This is a genomic window from Salinimicrobium tongyeongense (genome assembly GCF_026109735.1).
Taxonomy (GTDB): Bacteria; Bacteroidota; Bacteroidia; order Flavobacteriales; family Flavobacteriaceae; genus Salinimicrobium; species Salinimicrobium tongyeongense.
Genome location: NZ_CP069620.1, coordinates 1279994 through 1304787, shown reverse-complemented (window position 1 = coordinate 1304787; position 24794 = coordinate 1279994). Strand labels below are relative to the sequence as shown.

Annotated in this window: 27 protein-coding genes, 1 tRNA gene and 2 pseudogenes; 21 read left to right on the top strand and 9 right to left on the bottom strand. The window is 40.4% G+C overall.

The window, feature by feature from the left end; all coding sequences use genetic code 11:
- Positions 1-38 precede the first annotated feature (38 nt).
- The 7 genes and pseudogenes from trmB to JRG66_RS05690 all read left to right on the top strand — a co-directional run bounded on the left by trmB (position 39) and on the right by JRG66_RS05690 (position 4681).
- On the top strand, positions 39-713 hold the full coding sequence (gene trmB, locus JRG66_RS05720) for a tRNA (guanosine(46)-N7)-methyltransferase TrmB (RefSeq protein WP_265164847.1): 675 nt from the start codon (positions 39-41) through the stop codon (positions 711-713).
- Positions 714-719: 6 nt separating this feature from the next.
- Complete coding sequence (locus JRG66_RS05715; RefSeq protein WP_265164846.1) at positions 720-1343, top strand: LysE family translocator; 624 nt, start codon at positions 720-722, stop codon at positions 1341-1343.
- On the top strand, positions 1343-1672 hold the full coding sequence (locus JRG66_RS05710; RefSeq protein ID WP_265164845.1) for an MGMT family protein: 330 nt from the start codon (positions 1343-1345) through the stop codon (positions 1670-1672). The genes JRG66_RS05715 and JRG66_RS05710 overlap by 1 nt, the downstream gene beginning before the upstream one ends.
- Before the next feature lie 133 nt (positions 1673-1805).
- Positions 1806-2932, top strand: a pseudogene (locus JRG66_RS05705) (Mrp/NBP35 family ATP-binding protein).
- A gap of 2 nt (positions 2933-2934) precedes the next feature.
- Positions 2935-3180 (top strand): NifU family protein, encoded by a 246-nt coding sequence (locus JRG66_RS05700; protein WP_228916004.1) that lies wholly within the window; start codon positions 2935-2937, stop codon positions 3178-3180.
- A 30-nt stretch (positions 3181-3210) separates the two neighbouring features.
- Positions 3211-4272, top strand: a complete 1062-nt coding sequence (locus tag JRG66_RS05695) for an NAD(P)/FAD-dependent oxidoreductase (protein ID WP_265164844.1) — start codon at positions 3211-3213, stop codon at positions 4270-4272.
- Between the two features lie 70 nt (positions 4273-4342).
- Positions 4343-4681: a 2Fe-2S iron-sulfur cluster-binding protein gene (locus JRG66_RS05690; protein ID WP_265164842.1), complete on the top strand. Its 339-nt coding sequence runs from the start codon at positions 4343-4345 to the stop codon at positions 4679-4681.
- Positions 4682-4951: 270 nt separating this feature from the next.
- Here the strand turns inward: JRG66_RS05690 and JRG66_RS05685 are convergent, their stop codons facing one another.
- Positions 4952-6130: an acyl-CoA dehydrogenase family protein gene (locus JRG66_RS05685; RefSeq protein ID WP_265164841.1), complete on the bottom strand. Its 1179-nt coding sequence runs from the start codon at positions 6128-6130 to the stop codon at positions 4952-4954.
- A gap of 171 nt (positions 6131-6301) precedes the next feature.
- Here JRG66_RS05685 and JRG66_RS05680 point away from each other — a divergent pair, with 171 nt between their 5' ends.
- A complete protein-coding gene (locus JRG66_RS05680; protein WP_265164839.1) occupies positions 6302-6442 on the top strand; it encodes a hypothetical protein in 141 nt (46 codons plus the stop codon).
- 26 nt (positions 6443-6468) lie between these two features.
- Here JRG66_RS05680 and JRG66_RS05675 read toward each other — a convergent pair whose 3' ends face one another.
- The 4 genes from JRG66_RS05675 to JRG66_RS05660 form a co-directional block, all read right to left on the bottom strand.
- Positions 6469-7149: a tRNA1(Val) (adenine(37)-N6)-methyltransferase gene (locus JRG66_RS05675; protein ID WP_265164838.1), complete on the bottom strand. Its 681-nt coding sequence runs from the start codon at positions 7147-7149 to the stop codon at positions 6469-6471.
- A 164-nt stretch (positions 7150-7313) separates the two neighbouring features.
- A complete protein-coding gene (locus JRG66_RS05670) occupies positions 7314-7655 on the bottom strand; it encodes a four helix bundle protein (RefSeq protein WP_265164837.1) in 342 nt (113 codons plus the stop codon).
- Between the two features lie 97 nt (positions 7656-7752).
- Positions 7753-8277: a ribosome maturation factor RimM gene (gene rimM, locus JRG66_RS05665; RefSeq protein ID WP_265164835.1), complete on the bottom strand. Its 525-nt coding sequence runs from the start codon at positions 8275-8277 to the stop codon at positions 7753-7755.
- An 18-nt stretch (positions 8278-8295) separates the two neighbouring features.
- Positions 8296-8865 carry a 30S ribosomal protein S16 gene (locus tag JRG66_RS05660; RefSeq protein ID WP_265164833.1) on the bottom strand — a complete coding sequence of 190 codons (570 nt, stop codon included), beginning with the start codon at positions 8863-8865 and terminating at the stop codon, positions 8296-8298.
- Positions 8866-9105: 240 nt separating this feature from the next.
- Between JRG66_RS05660 and JRG66_RS05655 the strand changes: the two genes are divergently transcribed.
- From JRG66_RS05655 to JRG66_RS05635, 5 genes and pseudogenes are all read left to right on the top strand, one after another.
- Positions 9106-9555 carry a ferritin-like domain-containing protein gene (locus JRG66_RS05655; RefSeq protein ID WP_265164831.1) on the top strand — a complete coding sequence of 150 codons (450 nt, stop codon included), beginning with the start codon at positions 9106-9108 and terminating at the stop codon, positions 9553-9555.
- 215 nt (positions 9556-9770) lie between these two features.
- Positions 9771-14152: pseudogene (gene dnaE / locus JRG66_RS05650) on the top strand (DNA polymerase III subunit alpha).
- A 558-nt stretch (positions 14153-14710) separates the two neighbouring features.
- On the top strand, positions 14711-15028 hold the full coding sequence (trxA, locus tag JRG66_RS05645) for a thioredoxin (RefSeq protein WP_029034062.1): 318 nt from the start codon (positions 14711-14713) through the stop codon (positions 15026-15028).
- A gap of 92 nt (positions 15029-15120) precedes the next feature.
- Positions 15121-16050, top strand: a complete 930-nt coding sequence (locus tag JRG66_RS05640; RefSeq protein ID WP_265164829.1) for a DUF58 domain-containing protein — start codon at positions 15121-15123, stop codon at positions 16048-16050.
- Between the two features lie 85 nt (positions 16051-16135).
- Positions 16136-16209: transfer RNA gene (locus JRG66_RS05635), tRNA-Asp, on the top strand.
- Positions 16210-16469: 260 nt separating this feature from the next.
- Here the strand turns inward: JRG66_RS05635 and JRG66_RS05630 are convergent.
- Positions 16470-17087 carry a hypothetical protein gene (locus tag JRG66_RS05630; RefSeq protein ID WP_265164828.1) on the bottom strand — a complete coding sequence of 206 codons (618 nt, stop codon included), beginning with the start codon at positions 17085-17087 and terminating at the stop codon, positions 16470-16472.
- A 63-nt stretch (positions 17088-17150) separates the two neighbouring features.
- Between JRG66_RS05630 and JRG66_RS05625 the strand changes: the two genes are divergently transcribed.
- The gene (locus JRG66_RS05625) at positions 17151-18347 is read left to right on the top strand and encodes a site-specific integrase (RefSeq protein WP_265164827.1); all 1197 of its coding nucleotides are present in this window, start codon (positions 17151-17153) and stop codon (positions 18345-18347) included.
- Positions 18348-18418: 71 nt separating this feature from the next.
- On the opposite strand, the gene JRG66_RS05620 is transcribed toward JRG66_RS05625, so the two are convergent.
- Positions 18419-18877, bottom strand: coding sequence for a hypothetical protein (locus JRG66_RS05620; protein WP_265164826.1), 459 nt, complete (start codon positions 18875-18877; stop codon positions 18419-18421).
- A 6-nt stretch (positions 18878-18883) separates the two neighbouring features.
- On the bottom strand, positions 18884-19807 hold the full coding sequence (locus JRG66_RS05615; RefSeq protein ID WP_265164825.1) for a DUF6731 family protein: 924 nt from the start codon (positions 19805-19807) through the stop codon (positions 18884-18886).
- A 121-nt stretch (positions 19808-19928) separates the two neighbouring features.
- On the opposite strand from JRG66_RS05615, the gene JRG66_RS05610 reads away from it, so the two are divergent.
- Positions 19929-20306 carry a hypothetical protein gene (locus tag JRG66_RS05610; protein ID WP_265164824.1) on the top strand — a complete coding sequence of 126 codons (378 nt, stop codon included), beginning with the start codon at positions 19929-19931 and terminating at the stop codon, positions 20304-20306.
- Here the strand turns inward: JRG66_RS05610 and JRG66_RS05605 are convergent.
- Entirely contained in the window at positions 20303-20530 is a 228-nt protein-coding gene (locus JRG66_RS05605) for a helix-turn-helix domain-containing protein (protein WP_265164823.1), read from the bottom strand. The two genes, JRG66_RS05610 and JRG66_RS05605, sit on opposite strands and share 4 nt — an antisense overlap.
- A gap of 265 nt (positions 20531-20795) precedes the next feature.
- Here JRG66_RS05605 and JRG66_RS05600 point away from each other — a divergent pair, with 265 nt between their 5' ends.
- The 6 genes from JRG66_RS05600 (at position 20796) to JRG66_RS05575 (ending at position 24752) form a co-directional block, all read left to right on the top strand.
- On the top strand, positions 20796-21371 hold the full coding sequence (locus tag JRG66_RS05600) for a hypothetical protein (protein WP_265164822.1): 576 nt from the start codon (positions 20796-20798) through the stop codon (positions 21369-21371).
- A 17-nt stretch (positions 21372-21388) separates the two neighbouring features.
- Entirely contained in the window at positions 21389-21892 is a 504-nt protein-coding gene (locus tag JRG66_RS05595; RefSeq protein ID WP_265164821.1) for a hypothetical protein, read from the top strand.
- 244 nt (positions 21893-22136) lie between these two features.
- The gene (locus JRG66_RS05590; RefSeq protein ID WP_265164819.1) at positions 22137-22505 is read left to right on the top strand and encodes a hypothetical protein; all 369 of its coding nucleotides are present in this window, start codon (positions 22137-22139) and stop codon (positions 22503-22505) included.
- A 117-nt stretch (positions 22506-22622) separates the two neighbouring features.
- Complete coding sequence (locus tag JRG66_RS05585) at positions 22623-23513, top strand: AAA family ATPase (RefSeq protein WP_265164818.1); 891 nt, start codon at positions 22623-22625, stop codon at positions 23511-23513.
- A complete protein-coding gene (locus JRG66_RS05580; RefSeq protein WP_265164817.1) occupies positions 23494-24477 on the top strand; it encodes a DUF3871 family protein in 984 nt (327 codons plus the stop codon). The genes JRG66_RS05585 and JRG66_RS05580 overlap by 20 nt, the downstream gene beginning before the upstream one ends.
- 23 nt (positions 24478-24500) lie before the next feature.
- Positions 24501-24752 carry a hypothetical protein gene (locus JRG66_RS05575; RefSeq protein WP_265164816.1) on the top strand — a complete coding sequence of 84 codons (252 nt, stop codon included), beginning with the start codon at positions 24501-24503 and terminating at the stop codon, positions 24750-24752.
- The last annotated feature ends 42 nt before the right edge of the window (positions 24753-24794 follow it).

The following is a 24794-nucleotide window of genomic DNA, read 5'->3' as shown; positions in this document are numbered from 1 at the left end:
GGATTTTGTTTAATTTTACCAAAATATTAAATTTTCAGGTGGGAAGTAAGAATAAATTAAAGCGGTTTAGAGAAAATGAAACTTTTTCTAATGTGGTGCAGCCAGGCCGGGAAGAAGTTGTAGACGGGCAGTTTGGCCTGAAAGGGAAATGGGGCAGTGACTTCTTCAAAAACGATAAGCCAATTGTGCTCGAACTGGGCTGCGGAAAAGGGGAATACAGCGTGGCCCTTGCCAAAGCTTATCCCGAGAAAAACTTTATCGGGATTGATATTAAAGGGGCGCGTTTTTGGCGGGGAGCCAAGACAGCCCTGGAAGAAGGACTTCAGAATGTGGCATTTTTGAGAAGCCAGATTGAGCTTATCGATTTGTTGTTTGGAGAAAATGAAGTGGATGAAATCTGGATTACCTTCCCCGATCCGCAGATAAAGTACAAACGCACCAAACACCGAATGACCAATTCGGAATTTCTTCAGCGATATAAAAAGATCCTGAAACCGCAGGGCCTGGTAAACCTCAAAACCGATAGTGAATTTATGCACGGCTATACACTTGGCCTGCTCCACGGCGAAGGCCATGAGGTGGTACAGGCCAATCACAACGTGTACAAGAACGAATATTCTCCAAAAGAAGTTACTGGTATTCAGACTTTTTATGAAAAACAGTATCTTGAGCAGGGAAAACCCATAACTTACGTTCAGTTTAGGATAAAATAGCTACTGTTGGAGGAAACTAAAATTTTCCTTATTACCTATTTCGCGGCTTTGTTGGGGGTAGTGCCCCCCGGGCTTGTGAATATGAGTGTTGCCAAAACCTGTGTAAAAAGAGGTAAAAAGAACGGCATCTATATGGCCATTGGCGCATCTTTGATCGTGCTGTTGCAGGCTACCATTGCGGTAATGCTGGCTCGCTATATCTTTGATAACGCTTATATCAACAACGTGCTTTTGCGTGCCGGGCTGGTGATCTTTTTGATCATGATGTTCTACTTTCTGGTTATGGCACAGCGAAAGAAGAAGGAGGTAGAGGTAAACCCCACTTCGGGAATAAAAAGTGTGCTCAAGGGAATGATGATTGGGGCGCTTAATATTTTTCCCATTCCGTTTTTTGTGGCACTTGCTGCTGCGCTCAACGTAAATGGGGATTTTGAATACCATCCGCTTAACAATTCGGCTTTTGTGCTGGCGGCTTCTATGGGAACTTTTACAACGCTTTACTTCTACGCCCTGTTTTTTACAAAAATTGAGGCTGAGGGCACTTTCTTTGTAAAGTATTCCAACTACTTCATGGCGGCGCTTATGCTGGTCTTGCTGATCATCACCTTCATTAGGATCTATATGCAGTAATGGCTGAAATTTCTTTTTTTGAAAAGGTTTATGAAGTGGTAAAACTTATCCCTGAAGGGCGGGTGACCAGCTATGGTGCCATTGCGGCTTTTTTGGGAACAAAAGGCAGTGCGCGAATGGTGGGTTGGGCCATGAACAATGCTTCAAAAACGGAAGGTATTCCGGCGCACCGCGTGGTCAATAGAAACGGCCTGCTTACAGGGAAGCACCATTTTCCGGGTACGCGTGTAATGGAGCAGATGCTCGAAGCTGAAGGCGTACAGGTGGTAAATGACAAAATCGTTGATTTTCAGAAGTATTTCTGGGATCCTTCCGCAGAACTTCAGTAAAAATTTAAGCTATTTTTGTATTGATTTTATTGATCCTTAAATATGGGTGATAACTTCGTTATCTTAGCTTTTCAGCTTATATTTGCATTTAGAATGAATCTACATAAGGTTCAGAAATTACAAGAAATACAGCATGAAACTTAATCGTAAGGATATATTAAATGCCCTTGAAACTATTTCTGTTTCAGGGGAAGGTAAAAATATGGTAGAGAGTGGTGCGGTTCAGAACATTATGACCTTTGGAGATGAGGTGGTGGTAGACCTGCTGCTTAGCACTCCGGCGCTTCACATAAAAAAGCGGGCAGAGGTAGATGTGATGAAGGCTATTCATGAACACGTACACCAAAAGGCCAAGGTGAAGGTGAATATTAAGGTTCAGGCACCCGAAAAAACGGAGATCAAGGGAAAATCTATTCCCGGGATCAAGAATGTGGTGGCGGTAGCTTCAGGAAAAGGCGGGGTAGGTAAATCTACCGTAACAGCCAACCTGGCCGTAAACCTCGCAAAAATGGGATTTAAAGTGGGTCTTCTTGACGCCGATATTTACGGGCCGTCTATGCCCATGATGTTCGACGTGCAAACCGAAAAGCCACTGTCTGTGAATGTGGACGGAAAGTCTAAAATGAAACCTATTGAAAACCACGGGGTGAAGCTGCTCTCCATTGGATTCTTTACTCAGCCAAATCAGGCGGTAATCTGGAGGGGGCCCATGGCAGCAAAAGCTTTGAACCAGATGATCTTTGATGCAGCCTGGGGGAACTCGACTTCCTGCTGGTAGACCTGCCTCCGGGAACCGGGGATATTCATCTTTCCATCATGCAATCATTACCTTTAACCGGCGCTGTTGTGGTGAGTACGCCTCAAAACGTGGCTCTTGCCGATGCCCGTAAAGGAGTGGCAATGTTTCAGCAGGAATCCATCAACGTTCCTGTTTTGGGGATCATTGAGAATATGGCCTATTTCACGCCGGAAGAATTACCCGATAACAAATATTACATTTTTGGAAGGGAAGGAGCTAAACTTTTGGCCGAAGATTTGCAGGTGCCGTTTTTAGGGCAGTTGCCTTTGGTGCAAAGCATCAGGGAGGCCGGGGATATAGGCCATCCTGCCGCATTGCAGGACAACACGCCGCTATCTAAAGCTTTAGAGCTGCTCACACAAAATGTAGTGCAGGAAACGGTGAACCGCAACAGCAGTTTACCTCCTACCGAAGCAATAAAAATCACCACTATGGCTGGCTGTAGTGCAGTTAAAAAATAGTCATGACAAGCGAAGAAGTTAGGTTGAACGTAGAGAGGGCCCTTGAAGAAATAAGGCCTTTCCTTAGGAATGACGGGGGAGACATTTCCCTCATTAGTATTGAAGATGATGACCGGCTGGTAAAAGTGCAGCTGCAGGGAGCCTGTGTGGGCTGTAGCGTAAACACCATGACTTTAAAATCGGGTGTTGAAATGACCATTAAACGCTATGTACCTCAAATTGAAAAGGTGCTGAATATTGAAAAATAACATTTTCGGCAATTCACAAAACAAGAAGTAATGATTAAAACAGATATGTTGATCATCGGTGCCGGGCCAACTGGTCTTTTCGCCGTATTTGAAGCAGGATTATTAAAATTAAAATGTCACCTTATAGACGCCCTTCCACAGCCGGGAGGGCAGTGTTCAGAGATCTATCCTAAAAAGCCTATCTATGATATTCCGGCTTTTCCCGAAGTACTGGCGGGAGATCTTGTAGATAATCTTATGGAGCAGATCCGCCCGTTTGAGCCGGGATTCACCCTGGGGGAAAGGGCAGAAACCATAGAGAAGCTGGATGATGGTTCTTTTATCGTCACTACCAGTGAAGGTACACAACATCAGGCCCCGGTAGTGGTAATCGCCGGTGGTTTGGGAAGTTTCGAGCCGCGAAAGCCTCCCATTCCTAATATTGCAAAGTATGAGAACAACGGGGTTGCGTATATGATCAAAGAACCCGAAGATTACCGTGACAAACGGGTGGTAATTGCGGGAGGGGGAGACTCAGCTTTAGACTGGGCCATTTATCTTTCTGAAGTTGCTTCGGAAGTTTCCCTGGTTCACAGAAGAAATGAATTCCGCGGGGCATTAGATTCTGTAGAGAAAGTTTCTGAACTCTCAAAAATAGGAAAAATCAACCTCATTACTGAAGCTGAAGTAGTTGGGCTGCAGGGGGAAGAAAGCTTGGATTCAGTAGTGATCCGCCACAAAGGAGACGCTTCCGAAGAAGAGATCAAAGAAACCGATTATTTCATTCCGCTCTTCGGACTTTCCCCAAAGTTAGGCCCTATTGCCAACTGGGGGCTTGAGATTGAGAAAAACGCGATCAAAGTTGACAACAGCTACGATTATCAAACCAATATTCCGGGGATTTATGCCATTGGAGATGTAAATACCTATCCGGGGAAGCTAAAGCTCATTTTGTGCGGTTTCCATGAAGCGGCCATTATGTGCCAGAGTGCCTATCAAAAAATATTTCCCGATAAGAAATATGTGATGAAATACACCACCGTAAGCGGGGTGAATGGGTTTGACGGCAGTAAGAAGGAAGCCAAGAGAGAGGTTGTGAAAAGTATAAATTAAATAATTTTAACCAAAGTTTAAAACCAGACCTAACAGGTTCTTGAAACCTGTTAGGTTTTATAATTGACAAATGTCAGATATTAAAATCACCGTTATCGACCGCGAAGGAGAAGCTCACGTGGTTGACGCACCTACCGATATGAATATGAACCTTATGGAGGTAATTCGCCTTCATGAGCTTGCCCCCGAAGGAACTGTTGGTATTTGCGGGGGGATGGCCATGTGTGCCTCCTGCCAGTGCTATATGCTCAACAAAGAGCACCTCTTGCCCGAAAAATCTTATGAAGAAGAAGATATGTTAGATCAGGCTTTTTTTGTTCAGGAAAATAGTCGTCTAAGCTGTCAGATTCCTATTGAAAAGGAACTGGAGGGGCTAGAGATAAAGATTGCCCCCTTTAACGCAGACTGAGTTAAAAAAGGGTGTGATTTTTGCCTTTTTTGACAGGTAAGCAATTCGCAGTCAGCATGATTTTAAATGTAATCGTTTTCTACTCCCCCAAGTCCAAAGATTATCTCAAGCTGGATGGGGTGATCGCGAAAAAACCTGTGGAATTAAAAACCGAATGCTGCGAGAAATATAAAAAGGGCAAGCGTTGTAAACGTTGCCCCTGTTTTGATTTAGATATTTAAATTTGGGGTAGACCTCACAGGTTTCTAAAACCTGTGAGGTCTTTTCTTTTTACTGAAATGCAGGAATTCCTGTAATATCTGCCCCTGTAATTAAGAGGTGGATATCGTGAGTGCCTTCATAAGTGATCACACTTTCCAGGTTCATGGAGTGCCGCATGATGCTGTATTCGCCTATAATTCCCATTCCTCCTAAAATCTGCCTGGCTTCCCGGGCGATATTGATGGCCATTTCAACATTATTCCTTTTTGCCATAGAGATTTGTGCTGAGGTGGCAGTGCCTTCGTTTCTCATCACTCCCAGTCTCCATGCAAGTAACTGGGCTTTGGTGATCTCGGTGATCATCTCGGCCAGTTTCTTTTGTTGTAGCTGGAAACCTGCAATAGGCTTCCCAAACTGTTCCCGTTCCTTTGCATAACGCAAAGCGGTGTCATAACAATCCATGGCAGCGCCAATAGCACCCCAGGCAATTCCATAGCGGGCAGAGTCCAGGCAGCCAAGAGGTGCGCCCAATCCGCTTTTTTCGGGCATCAGGTTTTCTTTAGGAACTTTCACGTTGTTAAAGACCAGTTCCCCCGTGGCACTGGCACGGAGAGACCATTTGTTGTGAGTTTCGGGTGTGGTGAAGCCTTCCATCCCGCGTTCTACAATGAGTCCGTGGATGCGGCCTTCCTCGTTTTTTGCCCATACAATAGCGATATCGGCAAAAGGAGCATTGGAGATCCACATTTTTGCACCGTTAAGCAGGTAGTGATCGCCCTTATCTTTAAAATTTGTAGTCATGCCGCCGGGATTGGAACCGTGATCCGGTTCGGTTAGGCCAAAGCAGCCCATCATTTCTCCCGAAGCCAGCTTTGGAAGATACTTCTTCTTTTGTTCTTCGGTTCCGTATTTAAAGATTGGGTACATCACCAAAGAAGACTGTACTGAAGCTGTAGAGCGCACCCCGCTGTCACCTCTTTCAATTTCCTGCATAATCAATCCGTAGGAAATTTGATCCAGGCCGGCACCTCCATATTCTTCGGGAATATATGGGCCAAATGCGCCAATGTCGGCAAGGCCGTTGATTAACTGCTTCGGAAATTCGGCTTTTTGAGCGGCCTCTTCTATAATGGGAGAAACCTCACGCTTCACCCATTCCCGGGCAGCGTCACGTACCATTTTATGTTCATCACTAAGAAGGTCGTCAAGATTATAATAATCGGGCGCCTGGAATTGGTCTGCTTTCATTGTTGGTAGTTTAAGTTTTTGTCTGGAAAAGTAAATTTACGCAGAAAGACCATAAAAACCTGTTAGGTCTGAGGATATTTCATCCCTTCCAGGGTTTGAAGCACTAAAAATATTAATGAGTCCGAGCTCCCGAAGTTTTTTTTTCTTGTTCAGGCAAAATAAATACTATAAATGAATGTATTCCTTGTACTGCTCCTGGTCTTGGTCACCGGGTGTAATGAGTCTTCAGGAAAAGAAATAGCAATTGCTGGTCCTGTCATCGAAATTTCAGAAGAAAAAAAGGCACAACAGGAAGTTAAGAACAGAGATTAATCGCTGCAAATTATTGTAGTTATTTCCTACATCTTCAAATAAAATTCCTTTACCAGTTCAATGTACTCCGGAGTGTATTGGTGCCTGGCGGTTTCTATAATAAGCTCATCAACTTCCGGCTTACCTTCCAAAAATGACAATTCCAGCAGACTTCTTTTCAGCTCACTTTCAGGAGTACCTTTTACGTGGGTGATGCGCTGCGGAAATAGTCCGTAGTCAGCTGCCAGGTAGCGGAATTTTTCTTCTTCAGTATAAGGAATAATGACACTGAATATTCCCCTTTTTGAGAGGAGTAGGGAAACTCCTTCCAGAAGTTCGTCAAACGGAAGTGCTTCTGCAAATCTCGCCTGGTCGCGCTTTGCATCTCCCGAAGAATAATCGGCCGAATAAAACGGGGGATTGGAAATAATGAGATCATATTTTTCCTCTTCTTCCATGCCTTCTTCCTGCATCTCTGCCACAAACTCATCAAAGGCGGCATGGTAGCAAAAGAGCCGGTCGCCCCAGTGGCTGTTCTCAAAATTATCAACTGCCTGCTCGTAGGCGTCCTCGTCTATTTCAAGGGCATCAATAAGTTCGGCGTTACAGCGTTGCGCCAGCATCAAGGCAATAACCCCCGTGCCGGTGCCAATATCCAGGATAGAAAACGGCTGGTGCGCTAAAGAAGCCCAGGCTCCCAGCAGCACCCCGTCGGTACCGATTTTCATCGCGCATTTATCCTGCTGAACTGTGAATTGTTTAAACCGGAAACCTTCCATTGCAGATCATAGTTTTAGCATCGCAAGATAAGCACCAAATTCCAAGCACCAAATTCCAAAAGGAGTAAGATATTATTTGAAAGTACCAAATCCCAAGAGGGCCAAATATTAAATTATGATTTATTAATTATAGCAGATAATATTTTCCGAAGCTCCTGCGCTTCATTTATGATTCCTTCTATTTCTGATTCAAGAGTTGGATTTGCAGCCTGTAGCAGGCGTAGCCAGTAGGCAGATTCTTTAGCTTCCTTTCTGGCAATTTTTAAACGGAAAGAAAAATCTTTGTCCCCCAGTTTCTCATTAGCCTCAATGTAATTCGCACCTACAGATCCCGACGATCTTATAAGTTGCTTTCCGTCTTCAATATTTGAAATTGTTTTGGAAAGCTTTGAAACCAATAACCTGCATTGTCTTGCAAATTCAAAAGTTCTTTCTTCCAGGTTATAAGGTTTCATACTTAAAGTTAGCAAAAAATGCCTTTTTTAGAACCTTATTTTTTTTGCTCCAGATTTTCTTCCGATTGTAATTTGGAATTTGGTGCTTGTGATTTTCCTAAAGATAAAGATCAATAAGTCCCTCCGGTGTCTCAACGATAATCTTTTTGTTCTTCTTATCCACTTTCTGAAGAAACTCGTCGTTCATTGGGATGAGGATCTGTTTGCCGTCTTTTTCTACTTCAAAAAGGGCTTGTGAGGTGGTGTCGTTCACTCCTGTAAGGGTGCCAACCACTCCGTAATTTAGGTCTTCTACGGTAAAGCCGATGACTTCATGAAAGTAGAACTGATCTTCATCGAGTTCGGGCAGGAGGCTAAGGGGTAAGTAGAGGTCGCATTTCATTAGATCTTCGGCGTCTTCTTCAGAATCTACTTCTTCAAATTTTACCCGCAGAAGGTTGCTTTTTTGCAGCGAACTTCTTTCAATAAAAAATGGAACCAGATTATTGTCATATTCGACAAAAACTGATTCCATTTCTAAATAACTTTCGGGTTCATCGGTATCGAGTTTGATCAATACCTCTCCCTTAAAACTGAATTTACTAACGATTCTGCCAAGATAGAAACACTCTTCTTTTGTCATGTTCGTTAGAGGGAAAAATTAAGAACCTGCCTGGTCCTGTTTTTCTTCAGCATTTGCTTCGGCAGCGGTAGCATCGTCTACTTCATTTGCAGCAGCAGCTTCCTGGTCTTCAGCATTCTCCTCAACTTCAGGTTGTGCAGCGGCAGCAGCTTCGGCCTCGCGCTTAGCGTTAACTTCTTTTTCAGCCTCAAGAGCTTTAGCTTTAGCAGCTTCCTGCTCTTTGCTCAAATTCTCTTTTTTAGCTTCAACTTTGCCTTCTTTTTCCGATACCCATGCGTTGAATTTCTCCTCTGCTTGTTCTTCGGTCAAAGCACCTTTTCTTACACCACCGGCAAGGTGATTTTTAAGAAGTACTCCTTTGTAAGAAAGGATAGCCCTTGCAGTATCTGTTGGCTGTGCACCATTCTGTAACCATTTTACAGAGCTGTCTACATCAATGTCAATAGTAGCAGGGTTAGTAGTTGGATTATAAATTCCTAATTTTTCAAGAAATTTACCATCTCTTTTTGCGCGTGAATCCGCAGCAACGATCCAGAAAAAAGGCTTTCCTTTTTTACCGTGTCTTTGTAATCTAATCTTTACAGGCATAAAAATTAATTTGTGGGGTTCCCGACCCCGGTTATTAATGAGGGGGCAAAGATACTATTATTTTTTCTTGTATATGAGGTGGTTAGGAAAAAAATATTTCATGCTCCCTACCCTTCAAAAATAGCATTTTTAAACAAAGTTAAGGAGTGCTAAACCCTGTTAAACATTAGGTTACGTGCTTTGTTCATTCTTATATTAGAGCAGAAAAAGAAATTGCTAACAAATAAAAAAGAAATAGAAATGGCCACAACCAAAGAACTTGCGTCAAAACTAAATGAACTGCTGGAAAAAAATTATGATTCTGAAAAAGGCTTTCAAAAAGCAGCAGAAGATGTTAAAAACCCACGGCTGAAAGATTTTTTTGAAGCCAAGGCAAAAGAGCGTTATGATTTTGGGCATGAACTAAAAACCGAAATCAAGAACCTGGGGGAATCTCCCGATAAAGGAACAAGTATGAGCGGTAAGGCCCACCACGCCTGGATGGATTTAAAAGCTGCTTTTAGTGCAGATAAGGAAGAAGAAATCCTGGAAGAAGTGGTTAGGGGTGAAAAAGTGGCTGTAGAAGATTACAATAAGATCATCAAAGAAGACGGCTTTGCGCCTTCTACGGCAAACCTCCTCATTAAACAGCGCAATGCCATAGAGCGGACATTTAAACAGGTGAAAGACCTGGAGGAAGCTTTTGATTAGTAAATTTTTAGAATGTAGATAGAAAGCCCGGGCCAAGTGCCGGGTTTTTTTATGTATCAAAAATGGCATTTCTGGCACGGCCCTTTCGTTAATAATTCCTGAAAACTTTCCCTGAGATTACGTTCATTTATCTTTACTTTTACCAATTCGAAAATTGCTTCAAATGCTTTGGTTGGTGCTAGTAATCAGCCTAAAAGCCTCTAAAATATTATTTTATGTACCTTATTTTTGATACTGAAACCACGGGTCTTCCCAAGCGCTGGGATGCCCCGCTTACCGATAGCGACAACTGGCCGCGCTGTATACAAATTGCCTGGCAGTTGCACGATGACATGGGGAGGGTAGTTGAACATCAGGATTATCTGGTACAGCCCGAAGGTTTTAATATTCCCTATGATGCCGAAAAGGTACACGGGATCTCAACCGAATTAGCAACAGAGCAGGGTGTGAGCCTGCAGGAGGTGTTGGAGAAGTTCAATATAGCCCTTTCGCGCTCTAAGTTTGTGGTGGGTCAAAATGTAGGTTTTGATGTTAATATCATGGGAGCCGAATTCCATCGGCTGCAGATGGAAAATAACCTGACGAGCCTGCCGGTGCTTGATACCTGTACCGAAGTTACTGCCCAGCTTTGCTGTATTCCCGGCGGTAGGGGAGGTAAATTTAAACTGCCAACCCTTACCGAGCTGCATGAATTTCTTTTTCATGAGCCTTTTGCTGAAGCCCACAATGCAACTGCCGATGTGGAAGCTACCACCCGCTGTTTCCTGGAGCTCATCAGGAAAAGGGTATTTACTTCGGAAGAACTGGATGTAAAGCCCGATTATTTCGAGAATTTTTCAGAAGCTAATCCGCAGCCAATTCAGCTGATTGGGTTAAAGCACATCAATCTGAAGAAGGCTTCCGAAGAGATTAGGAAAAGGCTTCAGAAGAAAGAAGGGACTGAAATTTCTTCCGCAGAAATAGAGGAAAACCTTGAAAAGCTTGATGAAGTTGCCTTTTCTCATCTTCATAACCACAGCCAGTTTTCTATTTTGCAGTCTACCATTAGCATTAAAGATCTCGTAAACGCCGCGGCAAAGCAGAATATGCCGGCCGTAGCACTTACAGATCACGCTAATATGATGGGCGCATTTCATTTTGTAAAAGAAGTTGGCGCCTATAACAAAGGTGTAAAAGCTAAAAATGCTGCCGCCGCCGAAAATAACGAGCCTGCCACAGCACGCGAGCTCAAAGCTATTGTGGGTTGCGAGTTCTTTGTGTGTGAGAACCGCAAAGACAAGAGCCGGAAGGATAACGGGTACCAGGTGGTGCTGCTGGCCAGGAATAAAAAGGGTTACCACAACCTGGCCAAAATGTCTTCTATTGCCTATACTGAAGGGTTTTATTACGTGCCGCGGATTGACCGCGAGGTAATTATGCAGTATAAGGAGGATGTGATTGCCCTTACCGGGAACCTCTATGGGGAAGTGCCTGGGAAAATATTGAATGTAGGGGAAAATCAGGCAGAAGAAGCTCTGCTCTGGTGGAAGGAGCAGTTTGGGGAAGACCTGTATATAGAGCTTATGCGCCATAACCAGGAAGACGAGAACAGGGTGAACCCTGTTTTGGTAGAACTGGCGAAGAAACATGACGTCAAGTTGGTCGCTACTAATAATACCTATTACTGTGAGCAGGAAGATGCCAATGCCCATGATATTTTACTATGTGTAAAGGATGGCGAAAAGCAGGCGACGCCTATTGGCCGAGGCCGAGGCTATCGTTACGGACTTCCCAATAACGAATATTACTTCAAGAGCGGTGATGAGATGAAATCGCTTTTTAAAGACCTGCCGGAAGCTATTTCAAATGTCCAGGAAGTTGTAGATAAAATAGAGCCTTATGAGCTGGCAAGGGATGTTTTACTTCCTGCCTTTACCATTCCTGAAGAATTTGTGGTGGCCGAAGACGCCGAAGATGGCGGGAAGAGAGGGGAGAATGCTTACTTAAAGCACATCACCTATGAAGGAGCAAAGGCCCGGTATGGAGAGATCACACCATCTATTAAGGAGCGGCTTGATTTTGAGTTATCCGTAATTGAGAATACAGGTTATCCCGGTTACTTCCTTATTGTAGAAGATTTCATCAGGGAAGCCCGTAATATGGATGTTTCGGTAGGGCCGGGACGTGGATCGGCGGCAGGTAGTGCGGTAGCTTACTGCCTGGGAATTACCAATATTGATCCTATTAAGTACGACCTGCTTTTTGAGAGGTTCCTGAATCCCGATCGTGTAAGTATGCCCGATATTGATATCGACTTTGATGATGAAGGCCGAAGCAGGGTGATGGATTACGTGATCAAGAAATACGGGGCAAATCAGGTGGCGCAGATCATTACCTATGGTACCATGGCTGCCAAGTCTTCCATTCGGGATACGGCCCGGGTGCTCGACCTTCCTTTAAATGAAGCCGACAGGATTGCCAAACTCATTCCCAACACCAAGCTGGGTAAGATTTTTGGGATGGATGAGAAGGCCATCAGGAGTAATTTCAGGAGTGAGGAGGTTGACAAGATCAATGAGCTTTTAAATATTTCTGAAGGAGACGACCTGGAGGCGCAAACGGTGAACCAGGCGAGGATTCTGGAAGGCTCGGTTAGAAATACAGGGATCCATGCCTGCGGGGTGATCATTACACCCAGCGATATTACCAATTTCGTACCGGTGGCGGTTGCTAAAGATTCAGAGCTTTACGTAACCCAGTTTGACAACTCGGTAGTTGAGAGCGCCGGACTCCTAAAAATGGATTTCCTGGGCCTCAAAACCCTTACGCTTATTAAGGATACCGTGAAGATCGTTAAAGGTCGGCACGATATTGATCTCGACCCCGATAGTTTTCCGCTGGACGATGAAAAGACCTACGAGCTCTTCCAGCGTGGAGAAACAGTGGGGATCTTCCAGTACGAATCTCCGGGCATGCAAAAGCACATGAAAGATCTCAAACCTACGGTCTTTGATGATCTTATTGCTATGAACGCCCTGTACAGGCCCGGGCCTATGGAATATATCCCAAGTTTCATTGCGCGTAAACACGGGGATGAAGAGATTGTCTATGACCTGCCGGCGATGGAGGAATATCTTAAAGAAACCTACGGAATCACGGTATACCAGGAGCAGGTGATGTTGCTGTCGCAAAAGCTCGCCAGCTTTACCAAAGGTGAAGCCGATGTTCTTCGGAAAGCCATGGGTAAAAAAATATTTTCACTCCTGGAAGAACTAAAACCGAAGTTCCTTGACGGGGGGAGAAAAACGGGCATCCGCGGGAAGTGCTTGAAAAGATCTGGAAAGACTGGGAAGCCTTTGCCTCTTATGCCTTCAATAAATCGCATTCTACCTGCTATGCCTGGATCGCGTACCAAACTGCATATTTAAAAGCCCATTACCCGGCAGAATATATGGCGGCGGTGCTTTCCAATAATATGAACGACATTAAGCAGGTGACCTTCTTCATGGAAGAATGTAAGCGAATGAAGCTGAATGTACTTGGCCCCGATGTGAATGAATCTTATTACAAATTCTCTGTTAATAAAGAGAACGCGGTGCGTTTTGGAATGGGGGCTATTAAAGGTGTGGGCGCAGGGGCTGTGGCTACTATTGTTGAGAACAGGAAAGAGAAGGGGCATTACCGCTCAATCTTTGACATGGCCAAACGAATAGATTTAAGGGCGGCCAATAAAAAGGCTTTTGAGAACCTGGCTTTGGCCGGAGGTTTTGACAGCTTTGGTGACACGCACAGGGCCCAGTACTTCCATGATGAAGGCGATGGCATTACCTTTCTTGAAAAGGTGGTGAAGTATGCAGCCAAGTACCAGGAGAATGAAAATTCGGCGCAGGTAAGCCTTTTTGGGGATACCAGCGAAGTACAAATTCCCGAACCCGTGGTGCCGCCCTGTGAAGAATGGGGAACCATGGAAAAACTCAAGCGCGAGCGGGAAGTTGTGGGGATTTATATTTCAGGACATCCTCTCGATGACTTTAAGACCGAATTAAAGTACTTCTGTAATGCCGTTTTAGCCGATTTCCAGAACCTGGAGGAAGCAGTCAATAAAGAGCTCACTTTTGGAGGCGTGATAAGCGACGTTCAGCATAGAGTGAATAAACAGGGGCAGGGCTGGGCCAGCTTTATTGTAGAAGATTATTCAGACTCTTACGAGTTTAGGATGTTCAAGGAAGAATATCTAAAATACAGGCATTTTCTTGTTCCAAATTCCTTTATTCATGCGAAGGTGTTTATTCGGGAAGGATTTCCGAACAGGGAAACCGGCAGAAAAGGCGACCCTAGGTTGCAGTTCAACAATATTCAGTTGCTTCACGATGTAATGGAGAATTATGCCAAAAAGCTCACTATTCAGCTGAATATAGATGAACTTCAGGAGGATAAGATCGATGCTCTTTTTGATATTTTCAGAAATCACAGCGGGGATAACCGCCTGAATTTTGTGGTGTATGAGATGAAGGAAAGGATCAAACTGCACATGCCCAGCCGTAAGCAGAAAGTGAGGATCTCGCAGGAACTGCTCAATGCACTGGAAGAGCAACAGGTGCTTTACAAACTGAATTAAAGAAAAAATACTCTCCAAAAATGCCATTTTTGGAGAGTATTCTATAAATATTGCTACCACAAAAAAGTGTTGTTTGCATGGTGAAACTTCAGTTGAGCTTCAGCTTATCTGGTTAATTCCAGGTAAACCAGGAAAAGCGCAAAAATAGCTGTAGCTAGAATGAAAGTCAGGATAGTTCCGATGATAATTTTCTGAACAAATGAAAAGCCTTCCGTTTGTTCTTTCCAGAGGTGAGAGAGTGCAGACATGGCAATGTTTTTTAGGGTAAAGTTATACGAATAAGCGCTGATTTTTAATTACTTATGTATTAAAGATAATGAAATCTTAAATGCTGGTTATTCAGATTTCAGATAAAACGTTTAAGATCTTAATTACCAGATGAAGGGCTGAACCGGAGAAATCAATGAAAGTTTTTTCCTACATTTATGAGCGTCTGAAATGGCTTTTTATAGGGGGTGACAATGAGCAGATAGGTAAATCTGATTTTCTTAATGTAAGGATTCCTTATTATTTTGACTATTTTTGTCTATAGTAGAACAATGAACTAAAACGAGAAATATGGCTTTAGAAATAACTGATGCTACTTTTGAAGAGAAAGTACTAAAGAGCGACAAACCTGTAATGGTAGATTTTTGGGCAGCATGGTGCGGCCCATGTAGAATGGTAGGTCCTATCATTGACGATATAAGCAAGGAATATGAAGGAAAAGCAGTAGTTGGAAAGCTTGACGTAGATGCCAACCAGGAGTTTGCTGCTAAGTATGGCGTGCGTAACATTCCTACTGTTTTGATCTTCAAAAATGGAGAAGTAGTGGGAAGACAGGTAGGGGTTGCACCTAAGAACACTTATGCCGAAGCACTCGATCAGCTTTTATAGTACCTGTCGTGTTTAGATATAAAGAGATCCGGGGTTTTTTCCCGGATTTTTTTATGCCTTAAATTCTGTACCTTGGGAATAAATTTCAGGAAATGCAGTTAGAGCAGGAGTTACATCATTCGGGTAAATTTGTGAATCTTGAGTTGCTGGCCAGGCAGGTGGTGGAGGGGTTCATTTCGGGGCTTCATAAAAGCCCTTTTCACGGCTATTCTTCAGAATTTGCCGAACACAAGGTTTACAACCCGGGCGAAAGTACCAGGCACATCGACTGGAAGCTGTTTGCAAAGACCGATAAGCTCTTTACCCGCCGCTATGAAGAAGAGACCAACCTGAGGTGTCATTTGATCATTGACAATTCTGCTTCGATGCATTTTCCTGGAAAAAGCCGTCAGAGCCTCCAGGACCTCAATAAAATTGGTTTTACCGCCCTTGCTTCGGCCTGCCTCATGCAAATCCTCAAAAAGCAGCGGGATTCCGTAGGGCTCAGTATTTACAGCGATACCTATGAATATTACGCACCTGAAAAAGGGGGTGACAGGCACCGCCGTATGTTGCTGCACGTGCTGGAAGAGGCCCTTGGCCGCCCAAAAAGTAAAAACAGAACCTCTACCTACACCTATCTTCACCAAATCGCCGAGAAATTGAAAAGGCGGTCCCTGATATTTTTCTTTTCTGACATGTTCCAGGATGAGGTGGAGGAAGAGAAGCTGTTTGAAGCCTTGAGGCATCTCAAATATAACAAGCATGAGCTGGTTTTATTTCATGTTTTGGATAAGCAGAAGGAATTTGATTTTAATTTTGGCGAAGAGCCGCATCGTTTCACAGATGTGGAAACCGGAGAGAAAATTGACCTTTATGCTGATAATGTGAAAGATAGCTATTTTGAAGAGGTGAAAGGCTATTTTAACCGACTTAAGCTGAAGTGCGCCCAATACGGGATCAAGTATGTAGAGGCTGATATAAATGAGAGTTTTGAAAAAATTTTGCTCACCTATTTGGTTGAGCGACAGAAGTTTGTTTGAGCCCAGAAAAATACTTTCAAAATATTTTAAAAAACGTTTGTGGAATTGAAAATGTGCTGTATATTTGCCCTCGCAATAAAGCAACGGTCTGGTAGTTCAGTTGGTTAGAATACCTGCCTGTCACGCAGGGGGTCGCGAGTTCGAGTCTCGTCCAGACCGCAAATTGCAAAGAAGCTCCTCAAATACGGGGAGCTTTTTTTCGCAGTAAACGTTAGTTGTGTTGTTTGTGGTAAGTCTTTGACTTACCTGGGTTTAGAAGTAAACCAATGAGAAGCTTTTCCCTTTTTTGGGAAGGGCTTTTTTGTTTTATGCCTATTTCATTTCTTTCTTCCTACATCTCTTATTTTATCAAAGTATATCTAAAAAAAGGGACCTTTTAAGGGACCCCTGTACAAATTAAAAGGGACCCTTTCAAGGAATTAATTCATTAAAAAGCTATGAGAGGTAAATCCCTTGTTATAGGCTTTTTGATATGGAGAGGGCATAGGTTCGTACCGTGAATGAGGCTTAAATTCTCCATGTGCATACTCATTAATTAAAAAACCTATCAAGTCGTTAGTAACGGGGACAGGTTGTCCTCTTTCATATTTGATTTCATATCCTTCCTCTTGTTGCGCTTTCTTTTCTTTTAAAATTCTTTCCTCAACTTCCAAATCAAAAGACAGGCGACTAATTTGACCTAAGATTTCATGAGCTAAAATCATTTCCTCTTGTTTTAAAGCTTTGATATGCTGCTCATGAAGATCTTTTAATTTAACCAAAAAGCTCTGCACATCAGCATGATCATAATGTTTAGGTAAATTATCTTCTATTGCCTTAAACCGATGTTGGAGAAGCTTGATATATTCTGAATTATCTGTATTTGTGCTTGTATAATAGAAAATATTATCTCTTGCTGCAAAATTACCTCCAGAGATTTCTACTTCATCATTTATCTGAATCCCTTCAACAGGGTTGGGTTCATTAAAAAAAGTAAAGAGAAGCGTAAGAATTGTTGCGACGGCAGCCAATGCTCCTAGAATTTTGTACCAGCTCATGTATAGGTCTCATTTGATTTAAATACCTGTAAAATATATAATAACCTTTAAAACCAACTACATATGAAAACATTATTTTTAATCAAGAAGCAAAAGCTTAATAAGGCAGGTTTAACTCCTGTCATTTGCAGAATTACCTATGAAAAATCACGAAAGCAATTCTCTACAGGACTGTATATCAACCCTGATTATTGGGATAGAGAAAAACAAAAGGTTCTGAAGAAGGCAGAAAATTCAGAATATGTGAACAAACAAATGAGCCTGATTAAGCAACAACTTGGTCAGGCTTTTTTAATGCTCCAAATTCATCAAAATTCCTTTGATGTAGATGATATCTACAAAAAGTTCAAAGGAGAGGAGACTAAACAGGAATTAGGTGTAATTTCTGCTTATGATGAGCATAATGACTACTATAAGAAGTTGATAGGAAAGGATATTAAGGAAGTTTCATGGCAAAAATTTGAGAATACAAAAACTCATCTTCAGGCATTTATTAAATGGAAATTTCAACAGAGAGACATGAAGCTTGAAAAGCTGAAATACCAGTTTATTAAGGACTTTGAATACTACCTCAAGACAGAAAAGGAGATGCAGCAAAGTACCATAAATAAAACTCTTCAGAGATTTAAGAAGATGATCAATTTCGCTGTGGCTCAAGATTATTTAGATAAAAACCCTTTTCTGATGCATAAACCTAAGCCAGCTAAAAAGGAGGTAGTTTATCTTACCAAGACTGAACTTTCCCAGCTACAAAATAAAGAGTTAGGGAATAAGAGGTTAGAAGAGGTAAGAGACTGCTTTGTATTCTGCTGTTACACAGGTTTAGCTTTTAAGGAAATGAGTAATCTTCGGAGTAGTCATATACTAAAAGGTAAAGACGGTAGAGACTGGATAAAGATGAAAAGGCAGAAAACTGGAAAATCTATATCCATTCCTCTACTTCCTGTGGCTCAGAAACTACTGGATAAGTATAAAGGGCAATTGAAGGAGGATAAGGTTTTACCTGTCAGATCTAATGCTCACTTCAATGCTTACCTCAAGGAAATAGCTGTTCTGTGTAGGATCAGAATCAATCTGACTCACCATATAGCCAGAAAGACTTTTGCGACCACTGTGCTGCTTCTAAATGATGTGCCAATGGAAATTGTCAGTAAGCTTTTAGGGCATTCCAGAATTGGAATAACACAAGCTCACTATGGCGCAATTTTAGAAGAAAAGGTTGATGAAGAAATGTCAAAACTGGCAAACAAACTTATATAGTGGTAAATGTTTCCTAGTGGTAATTAAATAGAGCATCCTGTCTCTCCAGGCAGGATGTCTCCTTCTGTAAGTTATTGGTAATCTGACATAATTATCCTATAGAATACCAAAGTGAATAGGAGCGTATTGGCAAGTACCATGGTAAATAATCCAAGATTTACTGAAGTCATGAAAATAAGTACTTCACAACTTTTTTCCCGAATAATTTCAAGACCTAACAGAAGAATCAGAGAGTAGAAGCTAGTGATAATGGCTAAGGTAACTGTCATTTTGTTGAGACGAATTAATCTTACGAAACTACCGTGCTGTTTCATTCCTTCAATCGTAGAGCTGTTACTTTGTATAATCAAGGCTAAGACTGCTAGTAAAAACCCAAAAAGGGTTGAGGAAATAGAAATTACCTTGTCTAGAAAAGTGGCATCATCTAAGAATTTTAAATTTTCCCAAAACAAAATACTAAAAGCAAATGCTGCAATTCCTAAACCATAGGTTGCCAAAATTTCTAACCAATATCCCAAAGTTTTGTTCATGTTATATTATCCAAAAATTTCTTTCAGATCATTTTGGCAATCTTTGTAAATTCTCTTCATTTCATCGGTTCTTTGCTTCTCTAATAGATCATGATTCTCCCGTGGTTCATCTAATGTCATTTCTTGATAATAACGATTTGCTATAAGGTCTAGTTTTTTTAGTTTTTTAAGGTCATTTTCATACCCTGTAACTGTTACTTTTTGAACATTTTCACCTGATCTTTTTTTAAGTAATGAACTGACGTCCTGCAAAACTTCTCTTATAGTTTTAGAGGATAAGCTTTTGGCGGTACGTTTTGCTTCAACCTCAAACTTGGCAAAGACGCGACCAGACTCTAATTCTTTTCCTGATTTACACACATTGTAAAGAGCCCCATTCTTATGACTAATATCCTTCATCATTTTACTTGGCTGAGCAATTTGAACCTCAACTGATTTGTGAAAGTCAAAATTAAGAATTCGCTGATACTCATTAGAAGTCAATACGACATCTAACTTTATTCTAAATGCTTTGTAGTACTTGCTCTGGCTTTCTTTTAAAGCCGAATAGATGTAGGTAACAAAATGATCTAAATAACTTCCAAATTTATTGCTTTCGTACATGAATATTTGGCGTTTAATGTCATAAAGAAAAACATTTCCATAGGCTAATCCTTCCTCATTTTTTAAACCTAATTTTGACATCTTTTTGGCTACTGTATCCTTCTTAGGAGGAAGATTGCTGCTCCGACTTGTTTCCAACATGCCAAGAACGTAGTGGCTATTGCTTATGAAAATCTTTAATTCTAAGTCTTTTCCTTTAAAGCTAATTGGTCTGTTTACTACTTCTGGAGAAGTAAGTAAATCCTGAAAAGCTACAGAGCTTTTTTTACCACTCATTTTCACTAGGGAGAGCTGAAAGAATTCAATCTTTTTTTTCTTTTTTGCCATTTGATATTATCTAAAAATTTAGCATCCACAATATACTGTTTTTGTAATAGAGCTATAAAAATCTATTTATTTTTAAAATTATTTAAAAATTTAATATCTTTCTCTTGAAATACAGTAAGCTATGAAATTGCCTCTGTTACTTTTAATGCTTCCTATAATATGTGTCTCCCAAACTTATACTTCACCTTATACACAACACTTACCTTCTGGAATAATTGAGGATATTAACCGCACAATTACATTTTCAGAATCAGAAGTGCAGATAATAACTGAGACCCCCGAGGGAAAGGATTTATATGTTTTAAGGATTCAGCAGGTTACCTCAGAATTTTTAAAGGGATCTGCTGGGGAGGATACTATATTTCTATGTGTCACCAGAGACGGAAAATTCCCAACTACAATAAGAATACCCTACCAAGAAAAAATAGAAATTATAGATGTTATTGAGCCTTCTCTGGATGGGGAAGGGGAACATTATTATAGATTTTTAGTGGATTAAGAAAGATCAAATAGGTCCTTAATATCTACACGTAAAGCTGAAGAGATAGCATTTACATTCCCTACAGATGTATTTATTATTCCTCTCTCAATTCTACTGATTTGGGAGATTTCTACGCCAATATCATTGGCTAGTTGTGCTTGTGTAAAACCCTGAGCTCTTCTTATTCTGCGCAAATTTTTACCAAATGCTAATAGAAAATCCTTTTCACTTAAATATTCCACGGGTTAAAATTCGTGGAGGATCAACACAACTTTATAGGCATATTTGCCTATTTTTAACTTTTAATTTTTTTAATAATGAAGTACAAAATTTTAATGTTCAGTTCAAGTATGTCCTTTTTCACAAGTTGTTCATGGATAGAAACAGATATAAAAAGAATGTCCTATGTAATGGTCGGAACTTTTATTCTGGGTTTAATTGGATATGCATTTGACTCTTCTAAAAAGAAATAGACTTTAATTTTTACTAACCAAAACCATAACTCTTATGAAAAATGTGATTTATTTGGCAGCTCTTCTTTTATTCATTACCTCATGTCAACAGAATGGTTCTACAAATCCTGAGATAGGACAACTTTCCCATGCATCTGCTAAAATACCATCTAATGTTGAAAAAAATCTAAAGACTCAATTAGGAGAATACAATCATGCCTTGCATGGTGAAGATTCAAATCCAGAAAAAGTTTTGGAATTTATTTACTCAGACACCTTCACTTATCTGAAAAATCAACATGGAAATAATTATAGTAAGGAAATGGTAATTAGTCTCTTTAATGAACCTGTAAAGCGGCTCAAAGCAATGGCGAGGGAGAATAATGTGACATACAGTACTAGGGTAGGTGAAATTGTTCACAAAGTCAATGAGGGGAATAAATTGATTTATACGGTTGAAATTTTTCTTGATATGGAGTATGGAATGGAAAAACATACTACTGGAGACAAAATTTTAGGAATCTCCTTAGATAATGGTAAAATCTGGAAATTTCTTGAAATAAATCCTAATTCTACTGCCCAAATTTTAGGAATGAAATTCTCGGATAATACGATAAAGAAGGTTCTTTAACTGAAAAAAATCCAATTATGAAATACCTTATTACTTTAAGCTTAATTCTTGTAACTTCTCTAGTTTCTTCTCAAGAAAAGTTATTAAAAGGATTCGGAAGCCTTCAATTGGGGATGACAGTTCAAGAGGTGAATCGAATTGTACATCCTAAAATTTCAATAGAAAATGAACCAAATACACACTACACTCTTGTGCGTGAATTTGTCAGAATCACAAAAGATCTGATTCTCTCAGATGTTCACCTAATTTTTCTCAATAATAAACTAATATTTGTAAAAAGTGACTACAGTGAACACCTTCATAACGGACTCTCCAAAATTTATGGAGTAAGCCAAAAGTACGGAACATCTAATGGAACTTTAATTAGATATAGAACCAACTCATCGACAATTACTTGTATTAGTCTTTACCCAAAGGAGATGGTAATTTTTAACAACGAAATTAATTATGGCTTACTCTTTAACCGATTGTACCCAGCCATTAATGAATTGAATAAAATACAAAGTTTCGATGGATTATAAATTTTTAAATTTTTAAAATTTTCAGTGAAAGAGTGCTTTAATCTATAATACCTACCCCTTAGATTTTTAAATTGGGCATACCCCCCGCACCGCCCAAAGATTCCTCAGCCATTGCTTAGAAGCTCCCGTAGTTTTTTAAGGAATGGCTTTTTACTTTTTAAAACCTAAAGGTCAACCGACTCCCCTTAGATCTTGAGGGAATGTCCTCAAAAATTAATGTATAATTCTAAAAATTGAAATTACCATGGTAACAATTGTGGATTTTAAATCATTTGAAAATGAGGATGGTAAAACCTTTCATTCTCTGGTTGTGCAAGGAGGTTTAGAAGCAGTAAAAAGTAAAGAGACTAACAATGTATACTTTACAGCTAAAACGGCTCTAGTGTCAAGCACTTTTGATGAAAGGACTTGTAAAGAACTAATAGGTACTAAAATGCCTGGTCTGATTAAAAGGGTTGAAGTTGAACCTTACGAATATGCAGATCCATCTACAGGAGAAATTAGCACTCATACATCCAGGAACAGATATTTTACTGATGAAAAGGATGCTGAAGAAAACGAAAGGGAGGAAATTATCTCTAAAAATGTAGAAGAAATTGAATCGGTCATTTAAAGAGTGATCTAATTAAGAAAAGAGGGTTTCTAGAAATAGGAGCCCTTTTTTTATGTCTAATCCTGTCATTGATCCTAACTAATTAATTCAATGACAATAAATAATCTAATCGAATATATGAAACTACAACAAGCGCAAAGAAGCCAAGTTAAACTGCGAATTGGCTTAAGTGGACCCAGTGGTTATGGGAAGACATATTCAGCTCTACTACTTGCCTACGGTATAACTCAAGACTGGGGAAAAGTAGCTGTTATTGATACTGAAAATAATTCTGCCAGCCTCTATTCTCACTTAGGAGGTTTTAATGTTCTAACTCTTGAAGAACCATATTCTCCACAGCGATATATAGAAGCAATTAAAGTCTGCGAAGCTGCAACCATGGAGGTAATTATCATTGATTCTATTTCACACGAATGGAGTGGGAAAGGTGGTTGCTTGGAAATGCATGAGCAACTAGGCGGCAGATTTCAAGACTGGGCTAAGGTTACTCCACATCATAATTCTTTTGTAGATGCTCTCTTACAATCCAATGCACATATTATCACAACCACTAGGAGAAAGGTAGATTACTCCTTGGATAGGGATATGAACGGTAAGACTAAGGTAATGAAGCTGGGTACCAAAGAAATTACAAGAGAAGGCTATGAATATGAATTAACAGTCAATTTTGAGCTAATCAATGATAACCATCTCGTGAACGCATCTAAGGACAGAACAGGGCTTTTTATGGATAAACCTGAATTCATCATAAATGCTTCAACAGGTAAAAAACTAAAGACATGGTGTACAGAAGGTGTATCACTTGAAAAAGTGAAAAAAGAAATTTCAAACTGTCATCATTTAGGTGGTCTTAAGCACATCTATGAGAAGTATCCTGCTTTGTCAAAGGAAATATACCCGCTGATTATGCAGAGGAAAACAGTAATAGAGAATGCTAATTCTCAGGTAATAGAAGAAAGAAAAGTTGAACAATCAAAAATTATAGAAAATGGAGTTAGTAGTGAATAGCCCCCTACAAAATCAAATAGTAGGTGGGGAAGAAATAGTATCAAATACGAACAGAAATTTTATTGAAGCAAATACAAAACAAGTAACTCTTGAACATTTGAGGAAAGACTGTATAATTCCTGTATTTGCCAAGGATAATGAAAGTACAATCAGTCATTATCAGTTTGTGCAAAAGACCAGGGAGATAGCACAGGATCTTTTCCCAGAATTTCAAGTATCTGAACCAGACATAAGGATCTCCCATTTAATAAAGGGGAGAATTCCTTCTGCTATAGGAAAACCTGCAAAGGAATTACTAGAGCATGAAAAAACTCTTTATTATGAAAGGTGTGCTTTTGTGATGGAGATACCTGAGGTAGTAGAAAATGTAAATGGTAATAGGCTTGCCTTGACCATTGGAGGTGTGAGAGCTTATAACCAAGAGAACCTATTCAGTAAAAAAAGTCCTGAGAAGTTCAAAGTTTTCATTGGCTTCAAAAATATGGTTTGTACCAACCTCTGTATAAGTACGGATGGATTGGCTGATCAGATTAAAGTTACTGATGTTAACCAGCTCTCATTTGCTGTAGAGGACTTGTTACAACAATACGACCGAGAGCATCATTTAGGATTAATGGAGAGGATGAGCAGGTACCTCCTCACAGAGGAGCAATTTGCTCATTTTATTGGCAAGCTTAGAATGTTCCAGTTTATGGATAAATCTGAGCAGAAAAGATTATTTCCAGTAAGCTTAAATGATGGACAGATCAATACAGTTGTAAAGAATTATTATTCCTGCCCAAATTTTAAGCGGAGTGATGATGGTTCTATTAATCTGTGGAGGCTGTATAATCTCTTCACGGAAGCTAACAAGAGCTCCTACATTGATAACAATTTTGAAAGATCTGTAAATGCATACGAGTTAACCAACAACCTCGTTAATTCCCTTCAAAGTGGGGCTAGAAACTGGTTCCTTCATAATTAATATTATAGCTGTTTTGAGTAAAAATGAATGAGAAGCAATTAGCAGAAATTTTGAAATATAGCTCGCCTACTGCATTATATATAGTGACTTGGAACAACCTGCTGAAACTCCTATTCTGTCCTTTTAAAGTGCTTGTAAAGCAAAATATCGGGCATTTAAAGGAGGGAGAAGAAGTTGTGGTTGAGGCAGTTAAGGTTACGTCTAATCTCACTACTGTTTTTATTGTAGGAGGGCGAGCATATTTCTATTATCATTTTGAAATATTGGATGATTGAAAGAGCTATATAATAATAAGAAAAAAGGAGTTTATGCTGTAT

What these genes read in the sequence shown, in the direction of transcription:
- JRG66_RS05710 (WP_265164845.1), top strand. Translation starts at nt 1,343, where the DNA reads ATGGCTGAAATTTCTTTTTTTGAAAAGGTTTATGAAGTGGTAAAACTT.
- JRG66_RS05700 (WP_228916004.1), top strand. Translation starts at nt 2,935, where the DNA reads ATGACAAGCGAAGAAGTTAGGTTGAACGTAGAGAGGGCCCTTGAAGAA.
- JRG66_RS05695 (WP_265164844.1), top strand. Translation starts at nt 3,211, where the DNA reads ATGATTAAAACAGATATGTTGATCATCGGTGCCGGGCCAACTGGTCTT.
- JRG66_RS05690 (WP_265164842.1), top strand. Translation starts at nt 4,343, where the DNA reads ATGTCAGATATTAAAATCACCGTTATCGACCGCGAAGGAGAAGCTCAC.
- JRG66_RS05685 (WP_265164841.1), bottom strand. Translation starts at nt 6,130, where the DNA reads ATGAAAGCAGACCAATTCCAGGCGCCCGATTATTATAATCTTGACGAC.
- JRG66_RS05680 (WP_265164839.1), top strand. Translation starts at nt 6,302, where the DNA reads ATGAATGTATTCCTTGTACTGCTCCTGGTCTTGGTCACCGGGTGTAAT.
- JRG66_RS05675 (WP_265164838.1), bottom strand. Translation starts at nt 7,149, where the DNA reads ATGAAAATCGGTACCGACGGGGTGCTGCTGGGAGCCTGGGCTTCTTTA.
- JRG66_RS05670 (WP_265164837.1), bottom strand. Translation starts at nt 7,655, where the DNA reads ATGAAACCTTATAACCTGGAAGAAAGAACTTTTGAATTTGCAAGACAA.
- rimM (WP_265164835.1), bottom strand. Translation starts at nt 8,277, where the DNA reads ATGACAAAAGAAGAGTGTTTCTATCTTGGCAGAATCGTTAGTAAATTC.
- JRG66_RS05660 (WP_265164833.1), bottom strand. Translation starts at nt 8,865, where the DNA reads ATGCCTGTAAAGATTAGATTACAAAGACACGGTAAAAAAGGAAAGCCT.
- JRG66_RS05655 (WP_265164831.1), top strand. Translation starts at nt 9,106, where the DNA reads ATGGCCACAACCAAAGAACTTGCGTCAAAACTAAATGAACTGCTGGAA.
- trxA (WP_029034062.1), top strand. Translation starts at nt 14,711, where the DNA reads ATGGCTTTAGAAATAACTGATGCTACTTTTGAAGAGAAAGTACTAAAG.
- JRG66_RS05640 (WP_265164829.1), top strand. Translation starts at nt 15,121, where the DNA reads ATGCAGTTAGAGCAGGAGTTACATCATTCGGGTAAATTTGTGAATCTT.
- JRG66_RS05630 (WP_265164828.1), bottom strand. Translation starts at nt 17,087, where the DNA reads ATGAGCTGGTACAAAATTCTAGGAGCATTGGCTGCCGTCGCAACAATT.
- JRG66_RS05625 (WP_265164827.1), top strand. Translation starts at nt 17,151, where the DNA reads ATGAAAACATTATTTTTAATCAAGAAGCAAAAGCTTAATAAGGCAGGT.
- JRG66_RS05620 (WP_265164826.1), bottom strand. Translation starts at nt 18,877, where the DNA reads ATGAACAAAACTTTGGGATATTGGTTAGAAATTTTGGCAACCTATGGT.
- JRG66_RS05615 (WP_265164825.1), bottom strand. Translation starts at nt 19,807, where the DNA reads ATGGCAAAAAAGAAAAAAAAGATTGAATTCTTTCAGCTCTCCCTAGTG.
- JRG66_RS05610 (WP_265164824.1), top strand. Translation starts at nt 19,929, where the DNA reads ATGAAATTGCCTCTGTTACTTTTAATGCTTCCTATAATATGTGTCTCC.
- JRG66_RS05600 (WP_265164822.1), top strand. Translation starts at nt 20,796, where the DNA reads ATGAAAAATGTGATTTATTTGGCAGCTCTTCTTTTATTCATTACCTCA.
- JRG66_RS05595 (WP_265164821.1), top strand. Translation starts at nt 21,389, where the DNA reads ATGAAATACCTTATTACTTTAAGCTTAATTCTTGTAACTTCTCTAGTT.
- JRG66_RS05590 (WP_265164819.1), top strand. Translation starts at nt 22,137, where the DNA reads ATGGTAACAATTGTGGATTTTAAATCATTTGAAAATGAGGATGGTAAA.
- JRG66_RS05585 (WP_265164818.1), top strand. Translation starts at nt 22,623, where the DNA reads ATGAAACTACAACAAGCGCAAAGAAGCCAAGTTAAACTGCGAATTGGC.
- JRG66_RS05580 (WP_265164817.1), top strand. Translation starts at nt 23,494, where the DNA reads ATGGAGTTAGTAGTGAATAGCCCCCTACAAAATCAAATAGTAGGTGGG.
- JRG66_RS05575 (WP_265164816.1), top strand. Translation starts at nt 24,501, where the DNA reads ATGAATGAGAAGCAATTAGCAGAAATTTTGAAATATAGCTCGCCTACT.